The sequence below is a fragment of the Novosphingobium sp. BL-S-20 genome (genome assembly GCF_055521635.1).
Genome location: NZ_CM145493.1, coordinates 141,402 through 158,979, shown reverse-complemented (window position 1 = coordinate 158,979; position 17,578 = coordinate 141,402). Strand labels below are relative to the sequence as shown.

The 17,578-nt window shown below is 65.9% G+C and carries 11 protein-coding genes; 2 read left to right on the top strand and 9 right to left on the bottom strand.

What is annotated here, in order from left to right; all coding sequences use genetic code 11:
• Positions 1 to 11: 11 nt before the first annotated feature.
• From ACZ1II_RS00690 to ACZ1II_RS00660, 7 genes are all read right to left on the bottom strand, one after another.
• The gene (locus ACZ1II_RS00690) at positions 12 to 1,595 is read right to left on the bottom strand and encodes an MFS transporter (protein ID WP_465143918.1); all 1,584 of its coding nucleotides are present in this window, start codon (positions 1,593 to 1,595) and stop codon (positions 12 to 14) included.
• A 54-nt stretch (positions 1,596 to 1,649) separates the two neighbouring features.
• Entirely contained in the window at positions 1,650 to 4,109 is a 2,460-nt protein-coding gene (locus ACZ1II_RS00685; RefSeq protein WP_465143917.1) for a glycosyl hydrolase 115 family protein, read from the bottom strand.
• Positions 4,110 to 4,111: 2 nt separating this feature from the next.
• Positions 4,112 to 5,227, bottom strand: coding sequence for a beta-galactosidase BglB (gene bglB, locus ACZ1II_RS00680; RefSeq protein WP_465143916.1), 1,116 nt, complete (start codon positions 5,225 to 5,227; stop codon positions 4,112 to 4,114).
• Between the two features lie 44 nt (positions 5,228 to 5,271).
• Positions 5,272 to 6,495: a glycosyl hydrolase 53 family protein gene (locus tag ACZ1II_RS00675; RefSeq protein WP_465143915.1), complete on the bottom strand. Its 1,224-nt coding sequence runs from the start codon at positions 6,493 to 6,495 to the stop codon at positions 5,272 to 5,274.
• Positions 6,492 to 9,506 carry a glycoside hydrolase family 35 protein gene (locus ACZ1II_RS00670; RefSeq protein ID WP_465143914.1) on the bottom strand — a complete coding sequence of 1,005 codons (3,015 nt, stop codon included), beginning with the start codon at positions 9,504 to 9,506 and terminating at the stop codon, positions 6,492 to 6,494. The genes ACZ1II_RS00675 and ACZ1II_RS00670 overlap by 4 nt, the downstream gene beginning before the upstream one ends.
• 5 nt (positions 9,507 to 9,511) lie before the next feature.
• Positions 9,512 to 9,805 carry an L-rhamnose mutarotase gene (locus tag ACZ1II_RS00665; RefSeq protein ID WP_465143913.1) on the bottom strand — a complete coding sequence of 98 codons (294 nt, stop codon included), beginning with the start codon at positions 9,803 to 9,805 and terminating at the stop codon, positions 9,512 to 9,514.
• Positions 9,806 to 9,954: 149 nt separating this feature from the next.
• Positions 9,955 to 11,184, bottom strand: coding sequence for a rhamnogalacturonan acetylesterase (locus ACZ1II_RS00660; protein WP_465143912.1), 1,230 nt, complete (start codon positions 11,182 to 11,184; stop codon positions 9,955 to 9,957).
• Between the two features lie 299 nt (positions 11,185 to 11,483).
• Between ACZ1II_RS00660 and ACZ1II_RS00655 the strand changes: the two genes are divergently transcribed.
• Positions 11,484 to 14,414 (top strand): TonB-dependent receptor, encoded by a 2,931-nt coding sequence (locus ACZ1II_RS00655; RefSeq protein WP_465143911.1) that lies wholly within the window; start codon positions 11,484 to 11,486, stop codon positions 14,412 to 14,414.
• A 74-nt stretch (positions 14,415 to 14,488) separates the two neighbouring features.
• On the opposite strand, the gene ACZ1II_RS00650 is transcribed toward ACZ1II_RS00655, so the two are convergent.
• Together ACZ1II_RS00650 and ACZ1II_RS00645 are read right to left on the bottom strand one after the other, a co-directional pair.
• Entirely contained in the window at positions 14,489 to 15,457 is a 969-nt protein-coding gene (locus tag ACZ1II_RS00650) for a glycoside hydrolase family 43 protein (RefSeq protein ID WP_465143910.1), read from the bottom strand.
• Positions 15,454 to 16,446, bottom strand: a complete 993-nt coding sequence (locus ACZ1II_RS00645) for a family 43 glycosylhydrolase (RefSeq protein ID WP_465143909.1) — start codon at positions 16,444 to 16,446, stop codon at positions 15,454 to 15,456. The genes ACZ1II_RS00650 and ACZ1II_RS00645 overlap by 4 nt, the downstream gene beginning before the upstream one ends.
• 74 nt (positions 16,447 to 16,520) lie before the next feature.
• Here ACZ1II_RS00645 and ACZ1II_RS00640 point away from each other — a divergent pair, with 74 nt between their 5' ends.
• Positions 16,521 to 17,513 (top strand): alpha/beta hydrolase, encoded by a 993-nt coding sequence (locus ACZ1II_RS00640; RefSeq protein ID WP_465143908.1) that lies wholly within the window; start codon positions 16,521 to 16,523, stop codon positions 17,511 to 17,513.
• Positions 17,514 to 17,578: the final 65 nt, after the last annotated feature.

Sequence of the window (17,578 nt, the reverse complement as noted above, 5' to 3'; positions counted from 1 at the left end):
GCCGTTCCGGATCATGTCCGGGACGATGACGGCCTGCGGGTCAATCCGGCATCGCCGTTCGCGGCTTCCTGCTCGACCAGCGGATTGCGGCCCCAGAGCTGGTCGTAGCGCCAGCCTGAAAGGTCCTCGACCACGGCCTGTGCCTCGGCGCTGGTCGGGGTGCGGGCGCCGGAGCGCAAGTGCTCGATCTCCCGCATCAGCACCGCATGGGTCGCGGGCGAGAGGCGGAAGCGCAGCGAGACGATCACGCCGAACACCAGCATGCCCACGGTGCCGATACCCAGCAGCAGGGCGATGGTGCGGATCGCCCCGTCCGACTGCTGCGTCGCGCCGGAGACGAAGCCGCCCGCCTGCATGACGAAGCCCACGCCCGCCACCGCGGCGGCCTGGGTCGCCTTGCGCACGAACGTCATGACTCCGGCGAAGCTGCCTTCGCGGCGGCTGCCGGTGACGATCTCGTCGACGTCGGCCATGTAGTTGTAGGTCGCCCAGGGGATGTAGTTGAGCGCGCCGCGTCCTAGGCCCGCCAGCACGATCGGCAGCCAGATCATATGGCTGGCGGCAGTGATGCCGAGTGCCCAGAGGCCGATAAGGGTGAGCGCGCCCGCTGCGAAGCTGGCGGCGGCGACCTGGTAGGCGCGGCTGGGCGAGGCGCGCAGGGCCATGTTGATGGCGATGATGACGGCCAGGAACTGAACGATATACATCGTCCCCAGCAGGCCGGAGGCTATCGCGGTCGTTCCCGCCAGCGCGAAGATCACGAAGAAGGTGAAGGCGGCGTTGAACACGTCCTGGCTGATGTAGCCGCCGAGGTACATGCCCAGATGCAGCCGGAAGGCGCGGATGCGCATCGTCGAGAACAGGTTGCGGTAGAGCGCCTTCAGTGCTTCCAGCGGGCTGGCCGAGTGGCGCTGTTCGGGCGGGAGAGGAATGCCGCCGGGGCCGTGGCGCTCCCAGCTGAACAGGTAGAGCATGGCCGCCGTCACCATGAACAGGGCGGCGAAGATCAGGCCCATGTAGAAGAAGGTATCGGCGCTGTCGCGGCCCAGCGCCTCGATCAGCCAGAGCGGCAGGAAGCCCGCCAGGATCGCCGAGGCCTGCCCGAACAGGATGCGCCAGCCCGCGAACTTGGCCTTGGTGCTGTAGTCGCTCGACATCTCGGCGGCGAGCGTTTCGAACGGGATGATCTCCATTGCGTAGATCAGCTCGAACAGCACATAGCTGACGAGGTAGTACCAGAAGGTCTGTCCCGGCAGCCACATGAGGCCAAAGCTGGGCAGCAGCGGGATCGCGGCGAGGATGAAGAAGCGCCGCCGTCCGAACCGGCGGCCCAGCGCGGTCGTGCCGAAGTGGTCGGAGATATAGCCGATCATCGGCGAGGCGAAGGCGTCCAGCACGCGGGCCACGGCGAAGATCGTGGCGGCCTGTCCGGCGGAAAGCCCGCAGAACTGCGTATAGAAGATCAGCACCCAGCCCGAGATGACCGCCATCGATCCGGCCCCGAGCACGTCGTTGGAACCGTAAGCGAGGTAGTTTCGCAGGCGCACGGGCCGCACGGCCGTCTTCTGGCTTTCGGGCACTACAGGATCCTTCACCGTCTTGTTCTTTGCCGGGCCTGCCTTCTTGGGCGACCCGCTTGGATACGATTATTAAGTCGGAGTATTTAACTTGTCAGCAGGTATGAAGCGGATCGCCTCGATCATTACGGCGGGATCGCCCGCTTCGAGCGAAATCTCGTGTCGGCCTGCGCCGAGCGTGCCGCTCAGGGGGCGGGCGATGCGGTTGTCCAGCACCGCCATGGCCCAGTCGCGGTCGCCGGTGCGGCGGGGTAGTTCCAGCGTCTCGGCCTTGCCGTCGATGCGGACGGTCAGGCGCAGAATGCCGTCGGTGTCGGCAGAATAGAGTGGCAGCAGGTCGATCACCGCCTGCCAGTTTCCGGCGGGCAGGGTGATCGCTGCCCGCGCGGGAGCGGAAGGCGTACCGGCACCGAGCAGCGCGCCGCTGCGGCCAAGCCCGTCGATCCGCCGCCAACCCTTTGCGGGCAGGAACTGGTTGGGGCGCAGGAGCGGTGCTGCGGCGGCGGTTGTGGGCGCCGCGGTTGAAGGCGCGACATCCGGAATCGATGCTAAAGCGGGCACGACCGGCAGGCTCTGGCGGAAGCTGCGCCATTGGCCGTCCGCCGGTTCCACTGCCATGATCCCGCGCCATTTGCCGCTGGCGATCTCGCGGTTGTAGCGGTGGGTCAGCGCGGTCAGTGTGCTGTCTGCTTCGGCAGCGATGCGGGCGCGGCGCCAGCTTTCCGCCGGATCGCGGTCGCGCAGTGCATCGTGGGCCTCGGCAGCGAAGAAGCGCCGGTTGGCGGCGGCCGAAGCGGAGACCGGATAGTCCAGCAGTTCGAAGAAACTGTCCTGACGATCCTCCGGAACCTGCGGGCGCAGCGCGGCGAGGCGTCGTTCCATGGCGGCAAATCCGGCCAGGCGTTCGTCGGCCTCGGCAATGGAGAGCGGGCTGGCGTGGGGCTTTTCGCCCGGCAGATACCACTGGAGATGTTCGGGACGGCGCGCGAAGTTGAGGCGGTAGTAGTCGCCGAGGATCGCCGCTGCCGCCGCGCCTGTCCCTGTGCCGAGGGTCTGCTCCGCCCATTGCCGTGTCCATGTCTCGGCGGACTGGCCGCGCGTTCCCTCGATATCCCAGGCGAGGCTGAGGAAGTAGTCGATCGCAAGCTCGGCGGGTTTGATATCGCCGACATTGGCGACCCACATCCGGCGCGCGCCCTTGTCCCAGGCCCGGCCCATTTCCTCGCGGATCAAGGCGGGCGGGGTGGTCGAAAGCCAGAGGTAGGATAGCGGCGCGCCGAGATAGGAGAGGTGGTAATAGACGCCGTTTCCGCCGCTGCGCGCGCGTTCGGCGGGATCGGGGAAGTGGCGGATGTAGCCGAAGTTGTCGTCGGTCCACATGAGGGTCACGTCGTCCGGCACTTTCAGCCCGGCGCGGTAGATGCCGAGAACTTCCTTGTAGGGTGTGAAGACTTGTGGAGCCTGCGCAATTCCGGCCTCCCGCAGCATAGCGCGCTGGTCGGCGAAGACCTGTTCCAGCGTGTTGCGGCGCTCCTCGTCGGTCTTCGGGCCGATCATGTCGCTGTCGTGGATACCGCGCAGCCCGAGCGTCCAGATCGTCTCGTCGGCGGCATTGCTGGCCACCCGTTCGCGCCAGTATGCGCGGATGCCGTCGCGGTTGGTCAGGTAGTTGAAGTCTTCCGCCTTGCCGGTCCACTCGCCGACATTGTTGCGCAGCATCGGTTCGGCGTGGCTGGTGCCCATGACGATCCCGTAGCGCTCCGCCAGCGCGGCATTCGCGGGATCGGCGTTGAAGGCCCAGCTGGCCTTGTGCATCGCGGGCCAGAGCGTGTTCGCCCGCAGCCGCAGCAGGAGGTCGAAGACTTTCGCGTACGTCTTCGGTCCCGGCGCAGGTTCGCCGGGAAATGCGCCTTGCGCCCAGGGGACGAGGCCCCAGTCCTCGTCATTGATGAAGATGCCGCGATACTGGACCGAGGGCGGCCCGAAGCGCTGTGCTCTGCCGGAAACATAAAGCGCATCGTGGTGCTCGGGCGGCACGTCCGCCCACCAGTGCCATGGCGATATGCCGATGGCGCGGGAGAGTTCATAAGTGCCGTAGGCGGTGCCGCGCCGATCGCTGCCGAGGATCACCAGCGCCTGCCGCACGCCGGGCGCTGGATTGGCGACCGGCACGATCAGGAAACTCTCCCAGGCGCCGCGCAGCTTTTCCGCATCGATCCTGCCGGTCGCGACCATCCGGTCGATGGCAGGACTATGGCCCAGCGTGCCGATCCAGACTTGGGTGCCCGACTGGCCCTGCGCGCCGGTGACGGAGGAGAGGTCCGCCCGCAGGCTCTCGGCGGCGATGCGGACGAGATCGTGATCCTCGGGCGCGGTCACCACTTGCGCGACCCGGCCCCGCGCCGCCAGTGCGAAGTCGCCGGGCAAGGGAGCGAAATGCACCCATGCGGCCTTGCTCTGCGCGGCATGCGCCTCTGCCGGGTGGGCGAGTGCAAGACCCGCCGCCAGCCACAGGGCGCTTGCCGCGCGCATCGTCAGATATAGGTCCGCAGGAACTCGGCCAGCGCGCAGATGGCGAGGCTCTGTCCGTAAGGCATCGAGGTGAGCGCGATGTCCTTGTAGAATTGCAGTGTGTCGCCCATGGCGGTGCCGAAGCTCACCTGCTGCAACTCGCCCGTCTCGTCGATATTGGCGAGCACGCCGCGCACGGCCCGGATGCCCACATCCTCGTACTCGCGCGGCAGGTAGCCCTTCCGCACGGCCTTCAGGATGCCATAGGCGAAGCCTGCCGTGGCGGATGCCTCAAGGTAGCTGGTCGGATCGTCGATCAGCGTGTGCCACAGGCCGGTCTCACCGTCCTGCGTGGCGGCCAGCGTGCGGACTTGCGCGGCCAGCGTATCGATCAGGAAGAGGCGCAAGGCATCGCCCGGCTCCAGATCGAGCAGTTCGATGATCTCGGGAATGGCGATCGTCACCCAGCAGTTGCCGCGCGCCCACAGCGCCTCGGCAAAGTTGTGGCGGCCGGTGAAGTCCCAGCCATGGAACCACAGGCCGGTCTTCTTGTCGGCCAGATACTTGATGTGGATGAGGAACTGGCGCTTGGCCTCTTCCACATAGTGCGGACGGTCCAGCAGCAGGCCGATCTTGGCCAGCGGCAGCACGCTCATCATCAGCGTGTCGTCCCAAAGCTCGCCCGGATTCTCGTCGTTATAGACGATGTGCTGGAAGCCGCCTTCCTCGGTCTTGGGCAGGCCGTCCGGCGCCATCAGCCACTCGGCCCAGGTGTCGAGATAGGGGATGTAGCTGGGATCGCCGTCCAGTTCGTAGAGGTAGGCCAGCGTGATGAAGGGCGCCATCGTGTTGATGTTCTTGGTGGGCGTGCCTTCGGCGAAACGGTCGGCAAACCACTGGCGGATGATGGCAAGCGCCTTCTCATCGCCGGTCTGCTCGAAATAGCGCCACATGCCGAACAGGCCGACGCCGTGGGTCCATTCCCAGCCGGCCCAGCCCTTGGTGTCGATCACGCGGCCGTCTTCCAGATGCAGCAGGAATTCGCCGGTCTCGTCCTTGATGTTGACGAGGTTGTGCATCAGCAGGTCGATCGCCGCGGTGACCTGCTGGCGGGGGATGTCATGGGTAAGGGCGGCCACTCAAGTTCTCCTGTGGGCGTAGCTGCGGCAGGGCGCGCGGTGGGTCATTTCAGGACTCCGTAATCGCGCGCCATCTGGCGATAGAGTTGCAGGAAGGCGGGATCGGCATCGTACCGGCCGCCATGGTTTTCGGATTTCGGAAGCGCGGGTGTCGCCGGTGAGGCGGGCGTCGCGCCCGGTGCTTCGGCCGCGTTCAGGCCTTGCGAAAGCAGGTCGGCGCGCGGGCCTTCGCCGGCGCTCTTGCCGTCTTTCAGGAAGATCGCTTCCTGATGCCGCGTCGGTTCCCAGATGAAGCTGCCCCAGCCGTTCGGATGGGCATGGACCAGATCGTTCAGGTAGCGCTTGCGCGACGAATACTCGATCGCGAAGAACCCCTTGTCCGGGTAGCGGCGGCTGCATTCGGCGAATGTCCGCTGCCAGTCGCCCTGCGCGGCCTGCTGATAGCAGGAGAAGCCCAGCGCATCGAACCGGACATCGCGGGCGATCAGGCTGTCGGTCCAATGCTGCACGATCGGCCAGTGGCGGCCGAGGTGGTTGTGCAGCGCCACCGGCGTGTCCGGCAGGTGATCGCGGCTGGCGGCGATCCCGGCCTTCAGCAGCGCGGCGAACTTGTCATAGCCGCCTGCGTCCCGGACATGCATGTGTTCCTTGTCGGTCACCGGATTGCCGGTGGGAATGGTCAGCGGCACGCGGCCATCGGGCCAGAGCATGCCGAACGTCGTCTCGTTGCCCAGGATCGCCAGATCGGGCGCGACGCCCGCCGCTTTCATCGCCGCGAACGTCTCTGCGGTATGGCGCTGGACGGCATCGACCAGCTGGGGGAAGGGCAGGCTCGCCCATGCCGCTGGCTTGTCCTGATGCTGCGGATCGGCCCAGGTGTCCGAATAGTGGAGCGTGAGCGAGAGGTGGAAGCCCGCTGCCTTGATCCGCCGCGCAAATTCGATCGTGCGGGGCAGGTCGCACCACGGGCCGCCGGGCTTGCCCCGCGAATAGCCGTTCGCGGGATTGACGAAGAGGCGCAGTTTGATCGCGTTGAACCCGGCATCGCGTAAGATCGTGAGCACGTCCTTGCGCTGGCCGTCTTCGTAATAGGTGGCGCCCTGCGCTTCGTCTTCGGGCACCCAAGAGATGTCGGCGCCGATCAGGTAGGGCCACGGGCGCGCGCCAGACTTCGGGGCCGCGCTCGCGATGCCCGGCAGCCCGGCAAGGCAGAGCGCGCCGGCGCTGCCGATGCCGAACTGACGGCGGGTGAGCGCGTCTCCGCTCACTTCAGCTGATCCGGGCGGGTGGGGGCGGGCACCATCTGCACGGGGAGGCCGCCCTTGACGTTGTGCAGGGTGACAAGCTTCACCGCCTCCAGCGCGTCGCCGGGGCCGCCGTCGCTCGTCACGGCCAGCGCCACGTGGTTGGTGCCGTGATGGTTTAGGATACCCTCGGGGATCGGGAACACCCGCTGCGGGCCCACATGGGCGATGAACTGGCCCATGTTCCAGCCGTTGACGAAGATCAGCACGCGGTACTTCGCGGCCGAGCGCGGGGTTTCGGTATCGCCGAAGGCCAGGGCGATGGTGGCGTCCTGGCCCTTGGGCACGGCAAGGTCGAATGCGGTGCGGAACCATGTGGTGCCGGCCTCCGCGCTGGTCGCCGGTACTTGCGCGGCAGACCACCGGCTGTCGTCGAAGGCGGGGAGGTGCCAGCCCATGCGTTCGCCATAGAGGCCGCCGTTGTTGGCGGGGCCGCGCACGGGGTCGGCAATGTCCTCGCCGCCGCGCTGGCCCTGGATCTTCCACGCGATCGGCACGGCGAAGCTGCGCCCGCCGGGCTGCGAGATCGATGCGGAGATCAGCCCGCGCGCTTCCTTGTGGAAGTCGTCGGAATCGAGGTCCCAGTTATGGCCGTTGTTGCGGACCATGACCGAAAGCACATGGCTTCCGCCAGTCTGCGCTTCGGGGGGGAGGTCCAGCGTGACGGTGCCGGTGGTGATCGGGCGGGGCAGGCCGCTCGGCGTCTCGGCCTGACCGATGAACTTGCCGTCCAGCCATGCCTGCACCAGCCCCGAGCCGCCGGCGCCGTAGAACAGCGAGACGGTTCTGGCGCCCGCATTGCCCTCGAACTTGCCGCGATACCAGACGTCGCCCTCGTGGAAGCCATAGGCGTCCATCGCCATGTTCGGCTGGCCGTCCGGGCGCTGGGTTATCGTGGCATTGGGGCGATTGCCGCCCACGGGTTGCCATGTGCTGTCGTCGAACTTCGGATCGGCCTCCGGCGAACCCTTGGCCATGCGCCAGCCGGTGAGGGCGGGAAGCACGACCGGCGTGGGGCCGGACAGCTTCTTGGTGGAGGCGATGCTGCCGATGGTGGATGACTTGGTCGCGACACGCGCGCCGTTCCACGACAGCGCGCGAACGGCGCCGGGCGCCCAGACTTCGAGACCGCCCGCCTCGCCGGTATCGCCGGTCAGCGCCAGCGCGCCGGATTTGAGCGAAGCGTGACGGACCAGCTGCGGACCGCGCACCAGAACCGGGGCTGCGGAGGAATCCACACGGGTATAGCGGGCACCTTCGGCCTCGTCGGCAAGGATCAGGATCAGGTCGCCGCGTCCGCCGCCGGTCAGGCGCAGCACGGTACGTCCCGTGTGCGTGTAGGTGACGTTCAGGTCGCCCTTGGTGTCGTTGAAGGCGGTTTCTGCCGTGCCTTCCAGAACCGTGACTTTCGGGGCCGAGGCATAGCGCAGCACGGTTTCGCCCGGCTCCCCGGCACGGCCGTAAAGCAGCAGCAGATCGGCACTTCCAGCCTTGGATACAGATTGCAGTTCGGAGGTCGAATAGACAAGCCGCTGCCCGCCAAGGTTCACCCCGGCGACCAGCCATTTGGCATCGAAGCCATTGAGACGCATCGGAAAAGTATAGCGCCCGTCGGGCAGCGCGGCGGTCACCGTGAAGCTGTCGTCGGTCTGTCCGTTCGAAGGCTTGTGCGCCACCAGCAGGAAGCGCGCATCGGTTTCCGGGCTCTTGTTGTGATAGACCTGAATATTGGACGAGGAGACCTCCACCGCACCGGCCGGGATCATGCCCGCAAGGTCCGGTACGGAGGCGATGAGCCCGCCGAGCTGCTTCATCTCCAGCGCCTTTTCGCGCAGGTTCCGCGCCTCGGAAATGGCGGCGCCATAGTCGTAGCTGGTGAATACCACCGGGGCGGGAAGCCAGCCCCAGCTGGTGCCGCCATAGGTCATGTAGAAGCTCTGGATGCCGATCCCGTTGGCCAGATTGGTGCCGTAGAACACTCGCTGGAACCGCTTTCCGCGCTGGACCGCGTTGCATTCGTAGCCGCCGTTGGAACCCCAGTAGTCGAACCAGCCGCCGCCGAATTCGGCCAGGAATCCGGGCGTTTTCGGCGAGGCGGAAGCGCCGCCTTTCGCTCCGCCGGGGCCGTAGAAGCCCCAGTCCGGCGCGGCCACGCTGCGCGTCGGCTTACCTTCCACCGTGCAGGTACCGCCGGGATACCCGTCGAACGCATACATGTCGTTGGGGCCGTGGACCACTTTGTCTACGGGTGAGCCTTCCGGCACCCAATAGCCGTTGCGGCCCTGATCATTGTGGAAGATTGGCACGGTAATGCCGTCGGCGCGCGCCTTGGCGTAGAGGTGATCCATGTAGCGGCGCTGCGCGGGCGTGGTCAGCGCCAGTTCGTTCTCGATCTGGTGGAGGATCACCGATCCCTTGTGGCCCTTGCCATCGCCGTTGATCTGGTGGCGCGCGATGATCGCGTTGATCTGCGTCAGCCACTCGTCGGCGGCGGCCAGATATTCGGGATCGTCGGTGCGGGCGCGGGCCTTCTGATTGACCAGCCAACCCGGAAACCCGCCGCGCGACAGTTCCGCGTTCACGTAAGGCCCGGCGCGGGTCATGACCCAGAGGCCCTCTTCCTCCGCCATCGTCAGCAGCCGGTCGAGGTCGCGAATGCCGCTGAAATCGTAGACGCCCTGCTTGGGCGAGTGGTAGCCCCAGTCGAAATAGAGCGCGACGGTGTTGAACCCGCTGGCCTTCATCTTCTGCAGCACGTCGCGCCAGAGTTCGGGGCTGGGCAGGCGGAACGGATGGAACTCGCCCGACCAGATGACCTGCCGCTTGCCGTCGATCATCAGCGAACGCGCATCGAACGAGACGCGGCCGAAAGTCTGGACCGGGGCGGAAAGGTCGGCGGTCGGCTTCGCATCCTGTGCCAGAGCGGGCAGCGGAACAGCGGAAAGCAGCAGGGCCGTGAGGAACGCGCGTTTCATGCCATTCAATCCATGTGGAACAGCAGCGGGAGCGGCCATTCGACCGGTCGGTTGCCCGGTTCCACTTCCATGAGCGGCGCCATATAGTCCCACCAACGGCGCATCACCGGATGATCGGGCAGGGTGTCGCGGCTGTTCTGCGGCAGCAGGCGCAGTACCGCGAAGAGGGCAAGACTGTCCTCGTCCAGAAAGATCGAGTAGTCGCGGATGCCCGCTTCGGTCAGCAGGGCGGAGAGTTCCGGCCAGATCGCGTCGTGCCGGCGGCGGTATTCCTCGACCGTGCCGGGCTTCAACTGCATCCTGAAGGCGTGGATGGACCCCGTCCCACTATCCGGCACACCGGCTCTCCCATTTGTTCCATTATGTGGATATCAATGCCGATATTTGGTAGCCTGTCCTCCCGCTTCCGTCAATCGGGATTCTGGCGGGATTCTGGCGCCATTCCCGCTCAGCTTCCTTCCGGCTTGTTTTCCTCCAGCGGCAGGCTCGGCGCGATCGTCAGAGTTTCGGGAAGGGGCGGATGGGCGGGGTTGAAGTCGCGAACAGTGACGTAAGGCGCGAGTTCGGGTATCTTCTCGGCCACCTGCCGGGCGATGGCGGCGGCGAAAAGCCAGGCGCCGTAGTTGTCGTTATGGGTTCGGTCCTTGCCGTTCTCGGCAAAGGCACGCGGGGAAATGTCCGGTCCCAATGCCTGCATGATCGCGAGACTGTCGCGGTTTAGATCGATCAGCGGCACCTTTTCTTCCGCAGCGACCTTGCGCACGGCTTCGGCATAGGCGCCGAGCGTGTCCTTGATCTTTCCGCCCGCGTCGAAGTTGCGGCGCTCGGGCGAAGTCACCAGCACGGGAAGAACGCCGCGCCTACGCGCTTCGGCGATATAGCTGCGCAAGTAGGCGGGATACGTCAGTTCGGGATCGAGATAGGTCATCGGCCATTCGGCCTTCTGGTCGTTGTGACCGAACTGGATGAACAGCCAGTCGCCCGCGCGCACCTGGGTCAGCAGTTTGGAGAAGCGGAGCTGGGCGATGAAGGACTTCATCGTTGCGCCCGACTTGGCGTGGTTGGCGACGACCACCCGGTCGTCCAGCATGGCAGGAAGCATCTGGCCCCAACTGGCGAAGGGTTCGCTGTACTGGTCGGCAACGGTCGAATCGCCTGCGAGGAAGAGACGAGGGGCCGTCGCAGGCTCGATATGGATGGCCGAGACGCGCGGCTGGCCGAGGAATTCCAGGGTCAGCTTGTCGTCCCAGCTGAAACTGGCGAGATCGCGTTCGTCGAGCAGCACGGTCCGGCCGAAGCGCGGCGCATTGGCGGGCTGGGCGGGCAGGCGGGCATCGCGCACGTCGACGAGGAAGCTGCGCTTCACGATCTGTCCGCGCCGGGTGGCGACATCCCGCAGGAACAGGCGGCGGCTCTCGGCCTTGACGGTGGTACGGCCCGCGCCGCGCTTGTCGCCCAGCGTCAGCGTCACGCGGTAAGTGCCTTCCGGAAGAGCGATCGAATAGAGAAAACCGCCTGAGGCGTCGCGCTTCTCGATGCCATTGCCGCCGGGGCGATAGCTGGGCATTTCTTCGAGCGTCTTGCCGGCCAGATCGATATCGATCGCAGGCGGCGCTGCCGGAACGCTTGTGGCGAGAGCCATAGCCAGGGCCGGGGCAAGAGCCGAACTCAGGGGCATTTCGGATGATCCTCTCTTGGGATGTACGCCGGAGCTATCGCCTCGACACATCCCACATGACGGTTTGCAACGGCATATATCGGGAGCAATCAGAGTCAATCACCGCCTGCTGGTCGCGGTGAGACGGGCCGGTGCCGGTCTGCGTGGAAATTTCGAGTGAGGACGGATTTAAAGCGATTTTGACTGGAACTGAGCGGAAATGCGGTATAATGTAGAACTCAATCCCACATAGTGGTCAATATTCGAAAAGAACAGAAATTGGGAGTGAGGAAATGGGAAGGGCCTTCTCGAAATCCGTCATGAGCAGCCGCGCTTCGGTTCCGGCGCTGATCGCGGCATGTCTCTTTGCAATGCCGCAGGCGGCGTCTGCGCAGGAGGGGGGCGCCGACAGTTCCGCGCAGGAAAGCAGTTCGCCCAGCCCTTCGGAGATCATCGTCACCGGCTTCCGCGCCTCGCTGAACGCGGCGCTTGCCGACAAGCGCGTGGAAACCGCCGCGATCGACACCATCAAGGCCGAAGACCTCGGCAAGTTTCCCGATTCCAACCTCGCGGAATCGATGCAGCGCATCCCCGGCGTGGCGCTCCAGCGTGGTGACGGCGGCGAAGGCAAGAACATCTCGGTGCGCGGCCTTGGCGCGGATTTCACCCGCGTGCGCATCAACGGCATGGAAGCCGCCGCGCAGACCGGCGGCTCGGACATCTACGGCGCGGGCAACAACGGCCGCAGCTTCGACTTCAACGTCTTCCCGACCGAGATCTTCTCGGCCCTGACCGTGCGCAAGACGCCGTCCGCCGATGTCGAGGAAGGCTCGCTCGGCGCGACGGTGGACCTCAGCGCGCCCAAGCCGATGGACCAGAACAAGGACTTCGTGTTCTCCGCCACGGGCCGCGGTGTGTGGAACGAACTGTCCAAGAAAGTCGATCCGCGGGCATCGGCGCTGGTTTCCAAGCAGTTCGGGGACAGCGGCTTCGGCATTCTCGGCTCGCTGGCCTACCAGCGCCGCCATACCCGCGAAGTGGGCTATTCGGCGGTCGATATCCTTTCCGCCAACCAGAATGGCATGTTCTGCTCGCCGCTGGGCTTCACCCCGCAGAACCCGGCGAATAGCACCGCGACCGGCGCCAGCGCGACGAACTGTTCCACCGGCAACCCGCGCACCAGCGACCCGGCGGCCTACCAGACCGTCTACGATGCCCGCCGCGACGACCTGCCGAACACGCCGGGCAGCGGCGCCTTCTTCCCGCGCATCCCGCGTTACCTGAATTCCGCGCAGACGCAGGAGCGCATCGGCGGCACGCTGACCCTGCAATACAAACCCGATGACGATACCGACATCTCGCTGGACCTGCTCTACTCCCGCTTCAACGTCACCCGCGACGACAACTATATCGAGGCGATCTCGTTCGGCCGCTCGGCGTCAAACCAGGGCTATCCGATGATGTCGCTGAAGGATGTCCAGCTTTCCGATCTCGGCTCGGTGGAGTATGCGCTGCTCGACGGTGTGGACGTGCGTTCGGAAGGCTTGCACTCCAAGTATTCGACCACGTTCAAGCAGGCGAATCTCAATTTCATGCACCGGTTCAGCGACCGGCTGACTGTCGATGCCAAAGTCGGCCTCAACGAGTCGGTGTGGAAAGACAAGGTCCGCATGCAGTACTTCATGGATGCGCTCGATACCGACAACTTCTCGATCGACTATACCGGTGGCGGGCGCACCCCGGTGCTGGGCTTCGGCTTTGACGTGTCCGATCCGAACAACTTCCTCTATGGCCCGACGCCCGGCGCGGGCGTGGTCACCGGCGGTTTCAGCCTTCAGGGCAAGCCCGCCAGCAATACCACCAAGGGCCTGCTGGGCGAGCTGAACGCGCATTACGAGTTCTCCGACGCCTTCAAGCTGCACTTCGGCGGCCAGTTCCGTTCGAGCGAATTCCAGCAGCGCTTCACGACCTACTATACCGCCGATACGCTGGTTCAGGCGCTGCCTGCGGGAACCTCGCTGGCCAGCCTGACCAAGCAGATCACCGGGGTGGACAGCCTCTGGGGCAACGGCGCCCCGGCGAGTTGGGCGACGCTCGACTGGCAGAAGCTGGCCGATACCTACAACCTCTTCGACGCCCGCACCTGCACCGGTTGCGGCGAGACCAACCCCGGCGTGGAGGAGCAGCAGAGCAGCGCCTTCGTGATGGGCACGTTCGATTTCTCCGATGCGGTGGGCTTCGGCCTGCGCGGCGATGTCGGCGTTCGCTATATCCACACCTGGCAGCGGTCCTCGGGCTTCATCAACTTGTCCGATCCGACCTCGCCGACCGGCCTTACCGGACAGTATCGCTCCGTCGCGCGCAGCTATGACGACTGGCTGCCTTCCGCAAACATCGTGATCGAGCCGGTGCAGAACCTGCTGCTGCGTCTTTCGGCAGCCAAGGTCCTGTCGCGCCCGGCACTGACCCAGCTGGTGCCGACGGTAGCGATCAATGCCGTGACCCGCTCCGGCTCGCTGGGCAATCCGCTGCTCGAACCGATCCGCGCCAATACCTTCGACGCGGCGGTGGAATGGTACTTCCGCCCCGGTTCGCTGCTCTCTGCGGCATTCTTCTACAAGGATATCAAGACCTACGTGCAGAGCGTGAACGCGCTGGTGCCGTTCAACACGCTGGGACTGCCGAATGAACTGCTGACCGGCAGCAACACCACGCCGGACGAACTGTTCAACATCGCCACGCCCACCAATACACCGGGCGGCCCGCTCAAGGGCATCGAGCTGAACGCGCAGATTCCGTTCAACTTCACATCCGGCTTCATCAGCCACTTCGGCGTGCTGGCGAACTACACGCACGTCATGTCGAAGATCAATTACTGCCTCTCCAGCGCGAACGGCGTCTGCACCGTTACTGTGAAGGACGATCTGGTCGGACTGTCGAAGGACACCGCTTCGGGCACGCTCTACTGGGAGAACGACAAGTTCTCCATCCGCGGCACGATCAACTATCGCGGACCGTTCATCCGCGGCATTCCGGCCTCTCCGGGCAGCGACCTGGTGGGCAACCATGCGACGACTTTCGTCGATGCATCGGCCTCGTACAACCTGACCGACAATGTGAAGCTGATCGTCGAGGGCACCAACCTCACCGATGAGCAGAACAGCCTCTACACCGACAGCCAGCGTCAGGACACACTGTTCCAGACCCGTGTCGGGCGCACGATCTCGGCGGGCGTCAACGTGAAGTTCTGATCTTGCAAGGTACGGCGGGGCCCTCCCAAGCCGGAACTGACGGCTCCCGGATACTCGATCCGGGAGCCGCTTTTTCAGGCGCTTTCGAGTGCGGCGAGGAGCTTGCGATCGATCCGCACCAGCGAGCCGTGACGTGCGCCTTGAGGCATGACCAGTCGATCGCCGACGTCCTGCCAATGCACCATGTCGCGCGTGGATTTCGCGCCCCAGCGGCCGTCGCGGTAGACGTCGTAATAGCAGATCAGGTCCTCGCCGATCCGCGTTGTCATTGGACCTTCCACCCACGACGGGGTGAACGGTTCGCGGAGCGGCGCAAAGGGACCGAGCGGTCCCCGTGCGGAGGCGGCGCGCAGCCATTTGCGCGGCGGTTCGACCGTCTCGTCCTTCACCACCAGCCACAGGCCGCCGTCCGGCGCATGGGCGAAGGTGCCGTCGATCACGCTGAAGCCGGGATCGTAGAGCACTTGCGGCGGAGCGAAAGTCTCGAAATCGGCGGTCGTCGTGTACCAGAGGCGGTGGTTGTAGCTGCTTTCCGACGTACCCGCCGTCTCGGTGAAACGGCCATCGACCGTGCTCGACCAGAAGATCACGGTGCGGCGTGTGGCCGGATCGAAGATCGCCTCGGGTGCCCAGCAGTTGCGCGTGCTGGGCACCGAGGCCATGACCGGGATCGCGCGTTGGGGCGTCCAGTTCACGAAGTCGCGCGTGGTGGCGTGGCCGATGGTCACGCCCTGCCACGCCGTGGTCCAGACGCAATGCCACGGCGCGTCCGGCCCCTCGCCGCGCCAAAGGTAAGGATCGCGCAGAAGCTTCTTCTCGCCGACTTGCGGCACGAGGAAAGGCTTGCCGCCACCAAGCGTGCGAAAGGCGAAGCCATCCTCGCTGACCGCCAGTTTCAGCCCGTCCGCCTCGCCCTTGCCGGTGCTGAAATAGGCGAAGAGCAGGGGGCCTTCCGGCTCGGACGGGGCGATGCGCGTGGTGGCGCAGCCCGCCAGCGCCGTCGCGCCGAGGCAGAGCGTGCGGCGGTCCAGCAGCAGGCTCATCGCCGCGCCTCCTTCGGCGGGGTGAGCCGCACATGGGTGGGGCTGTCGCGGTCCACGGTGATCACGCCGTCCTTCTCCTTCAGTTCCGCGATCTGGAGCACGCTGCGGCGGTTCCAGTCGGGGTTCGCCTTTGCCTCGTCCTCGCCGCCCTGATGCACGAAATAGACGATATAGGCGCGGTCACCCGAGACGATCACATCGGGATGCTGGCCCTTCGCGCGGTCGGTCGGTGCCTGTCCGGGGGTAGCGAGGATGTGGCCGGGCTGGGTGGTCCAGTGCTCGCCATCATCCGAGCGCATGACGAGCAGGCCTTTCCAGGCGTCGGAAACCAGCCACCAACGGCCCTTCCAGCGAAACGCCTTGGGGCCTTCGCCGGGGGTGGTGGTGAGGCGGTCCTTCACCGTCCAGTGAACCAGATCGGTGCTGTCCGCCGTGCGGATCGCCTTGCCCATGCGCTCGTCGTTGAAGAACAGCCGGTAGCCGCCTTTCGGCAGCGCGATGACGCTGGCGTCGATCACACGATCGGAGCCGAGGTCGAGGCGGTCGCCGCAAGACCACGATCTCAGGTCGTCGCTGGTGAGGTGGACGATGAAGCGCGGGGCGTTCCAGTCGCGGAATACGCCGGGCACGACCGTCAGCCACATGTGCCACTGGCCATTGAAACGCTCGATATCCGGTGCCCACAGCGTTTCGCCCGTGCAACTTGCCGGGATCGTGGCGGTGCCCCCGTAGCGCCAGTGCACGCCGTCCTTCGAGCGGGCGGTGCCGATCGCGGTGCCATGGACCCAGCGCACGTCCTTTTCGTCCTCCATCGGCAGGTCCGCGCGGCGGTTGGTGTAGAACATTACCCATTCGCGCGCGGCGGGATCGTAGACCGTGGTGGGATCGGCGGCGCCGTCGTGCACCGGGTCGCGGAACAGCGGCTTGGGCGCGACGTCGGCGACCGGAGCGGTCGCGGCGGCCAGCAGGAGCAGCGAGGCGGCGATCATGCCGTAGGTTCCAGAAGTCGAATGAATTTCAACATGTTCCGATGCATAAAGAGACCTTCCTGGGAGAGTGCAATATGTCGAATGATCGCCGTCGGTTTCTGGGTTCGTTGACGGCCTTGGCGGCTGCGCCGCTGTTGCCAGGGCAGGTGATGGCCGCGGCGCAGGGTCGCATTGCCGTGGGCGAGCGCTTTCCGATCTGGCCCGCTTCCCTGCCGGGCCTGCCCAAGGGCGGCGTGAAGCAGGAGAGCGTGCTGCGCTCCGGTCCCGCCAATCCGGACGACATCGCCTGGCCCCATGTCGCGATGCCGATGCTGACCGTCTGTCCGGCGGCGCAGCCTACCGGCGCGGCGGTGCTCATCATTCCGGGCGGCGGCTATGCCCGCGTCGCCATGGGGACGAAGCCATCCGCCATCGCACGCTGGTTCGCCGGGCAAGGCGTGACCGCGTTCGAACTGCTCTACCGCCTGCCGCACGACGGCTGGATCGGCGGTCCGGACACGCCCCTGCAGGACGCCCAGCGCGCGATGCGGGTGATCCGCGCCCATGCCGCGATGTGGAAAGTCGATCCCGCCAACATCGCCGCCATCGGCTTTTCGGCGGGCGGGCACTTGTGCGGGAGCCTCGCGACGCGCTTTGCGGCCAAGGTCTACGATCCGGTCGACGCTGCCGATGGGCAGGACGCACGGCCGATCGTGGCGGGCATGTTCTTCCCGGTCGTCAGCATGGTGCCGCCGCTCGCCCATGGTCAGTCGCGCCGGGAACTGCTGGGGGCGGGGCCAAGCGAAGACCTGTCGCGTCGGTACTCGGTGAATCTCGATATTCCGGCCAGCACGCCGCCGATCCTGCTCGGCCATGCCGCCGATGACGCGGTCGTCGATTGCGGTAACAGCCTTGCGATGTTCGAGGGATGCCGGGCGGCGAAGATTTCGTCCGAACTCTATGTGATCGAGAAGGGCGGCCACGGTGCACCTTTGTTCGAGCCGGATGGCCGCGCCGGGCTGTGGCTCACCCGCTTTGCGCGCTTCGCGGCGCGGCACGGCCTGCGAATTCCGTCGGACGGGGCGTGAGCTAACCGCCAAACACCCCGTCGTCCCCGCGTAGGCGGGGACCCCGCTTCTCTTGCTGCGTGGCG